The organism is Streptomyces katrae (genome assembly GCF_000966975.1).
In the GTDB taxonomy this organism is placed as follows: Bacteria; Actinomycetota; Actinomycetes; order Streptomycetales; family Streptomycetaceae; genus Streptomyces; species Streptomyces katrae.
In genome coordinates this window covers 1-2639 of the sequence record NZ_JZWV01001491.1, presented here as the reverse complement: position 1 = coordinate 2639, position 2639 = coordinate 1, and the positions used below count along the sequence as shown (strand labels likewise).

The window sequence follows — 2639 nt, the reverse complement described above, 5'->3', positions numbered from 1 at the left end:
GCCACCCTCGCCGCCGAAGGCGCGCGGACCTTCCTGGAGGTCGGCCCCGGGGGAGTCCTGACCGCCCTGGCCCAGGAGACCCTGGACGGGGACGCGGTGGCCCTTCCGCTCCTGCGCACCGACCGGGCCGAGGAGCAGGCCGTCACCACCGCCCTTGCCCGACTCCACGTCCACGGCACCCCCGTCGACTGGGAGGCGGTCTTCGCCGGCCGCGGCGCCCGCCGCGTCGACCTGCCCACCTACCCCTTCCAGCGCAGCCGCTACTGGCTGGCGGCGGCCCCCGCTCCGGGCGACGTCTCCGCCGCGGGTCTGGCCGACGCGGACCACCCGCTGCTCGGCGCCGCCCTTCCGCTCGCCGACGGCGAGGGACTCGTCCTGACCGGCCGGCTGTCGCTCGCCACGCACCCCTGGCTCGCCGACCACGTCGTGCTGGGCGCCGTACTCGTCCCCGGCACCGCCTTCGTGGACCTGGCCCTGCACGCCGCCCACACCGAGGGCGTCGGCTGCGGCCGGCTGGACGAGCTGACGCTCGGCGCGCCGCTCGTGGTCCCCGAGGACGGGGCCGTGCAGGTCCAGGTACGGGTCGCGGCCCCCGACGCCGACGGCCGCCGGACGCTGGAGATCCACTCGCGTCCGCAGGGCGCCCCCGCCGACGAGCCGTGGACCGGCCACGCGGTGGGCACCCTGTCCGCCGCCGCGGCCCCCGCGGACGCGGACGCCCTGGCCGCATGGCCCCCGCCCCGGGCCGTGCCCCTCGCCGACGGGTCCCCGGACGCCCTCTACGAACGGATGGCCGCTCTGGGGCTGGACTACGGACCGCTGTTTCGTGGCGTACGCGCCGCCTGGAGCCGGGACGGGGAGCTCTTCGCCGAACTGGAACTCCCCGACGGGACCGACGTCTCCGGATTCGGGCTGCACCCGGCCCTGCTCGACGCGGCCCTGCACGCCGTCGCCCTCGACGAGGGCCTGCTCGGCACGGAGACCGGCACCGGAACCGGCCGGGCGCGGGTCCCCTTCTCGTGGACCGGGGTCGAGCTGTCCGCCGCCCCGTCCGGCCGGCCGGCCGCCCTGCGGGTCCGGCTGGCCGCCGCGGGCCCGGACGCCGTCTCCCTGCTGGCCGCCGACACCGCCGGCCGGACCGTGGCCCGCGTGGACTCCCTCGTCCTGCGGCCGGTCTCCGCCGAGCAGCTCGCCGCCGCGGCGGCCGCCGGACGCTTCCGGGACGCGCTGTTCCGTGTCGAGTGGACCGAGGTGCCCCCGGCCCCGCCCGTGACGGGGGCTGCCGCCGACGAGGTGGTCCTGCTGGAGGCGGAGCTCCCGGACCGCCCGGCCGAGGCGTCCGCCGCCGTGCGGTACGCGGCGGCCCGCGCCCTGGCCCTCGTACAGGCGCGGCTGACCGCCGCCGAGGCGGGGGAGGGGGACCCGCGGAGGCTGGTCCTCGTCACCCGCAACGCGGTCCGTACCGGCGCCGGGGACGCGGCCCGGCTGGATCCGGCCCACGCCGCCGTGTGGGGCCTGGTCAGGTCCGTCCAGTCCGAACACCCCGGCCGCTTCGTCCTCGTGGACGCCGACGCGGACCCGGAGCCCGGCGCCGCACCGGACGAAGCCCGGTCGGCGGCCGACCTGGCCGGCGCGGAGCCGCAGTGCGCGGTCCGGGCCGGCAGGGTGCTCGTGCCCCGGCTGGCCCGCACGCCCGCCGCCACGGCCACGACCGAGGCGCCCCTGGGCCTGGACCCGGCCGGTACCGTCCTGGTGACCGGGGCGACGGGAGCCCTGGGCCGACTGGTGTCCCGGCACCTGGTCTCCGCGCACGGCGTACGGCACCTCCTGCTGATCAGCCGCCGGGGGCCGGAAGCCGAAGGCGCGTCCGAACTCGCGGCCGGACTGGGCGCGCTGGGCGCCGAGGTGACCCTGGCGGCCTGCGACGCCGCCGACCGGACCGCGCTCGCCGCCGTACTGGACGCGATCCCCGCCGCCCACCCGCTGACCGGCGTCGTCCACGCGGCCGGCGTGCTCGACGACGCGCTCGCCGGATCGCTCACCGCCGAACGACTCGACCGGGTCCTCGGGCCCAAGACGGACGCCGCTTTCCACCTGCACGAACTGACCCGGGACCGGGACCTCGCGGCCTTCGTGCTGTTCTCCTCGCTCGCCGGCACCCTCGGCACCGCCGGCCAGGCCAACTACGCCGCCGCGGACGCCGCCGGCCCGCACGGGATGGTGGGCGGGGCCGCTGCCGGAACACTCGCCCGGATGGCCCGGTCGGGCGTGTCCCCGCTCTCCCCGGACGAGGGCCTCGCCCTCTTCGACGCGGCGACGGCCGCGGCTGCGGGGGCCGCGACGGCTGCGGGGACCGCGGCGGCCGCCGACGGCGCGGAGGCCGTACTCCTGCCCGTCCGGCTGAACCTGGCCGCCCTGCGCCGCCACGCCGGGACCCGGCCCGTGCCCGCCCTGCTCCGGGGCCTCGTACGGACCCCCGCCCGCACGGCGGCGGACCCCGCCACCGCAACGGGCGCGCTGACGGAGCAGCTGGCGGGGGCCTCGGACGAGAAGCGCCGGCGGATCCTCCTCGGGCTCGTCAGGGCCCAGGTCGCCGCCGTGCTGGGGCACACCTCCGCCGAGGCCGTCGGCGCCTCCCA

Annotated in this window: 1 protein-coding gene; it reads left to right on the top strand. The window is 79.1% G+C overall.

Annotation, left to right across the window (positions count from 1 at the left end; genetic code table 11):
* On the top strand, positions 1 to 2639 hold a 2639-nt coding region (locus VR44_RS38595; RefSeq protein ID WP_045952352.1), incomplete at both ends, for a type I polyketide synthase.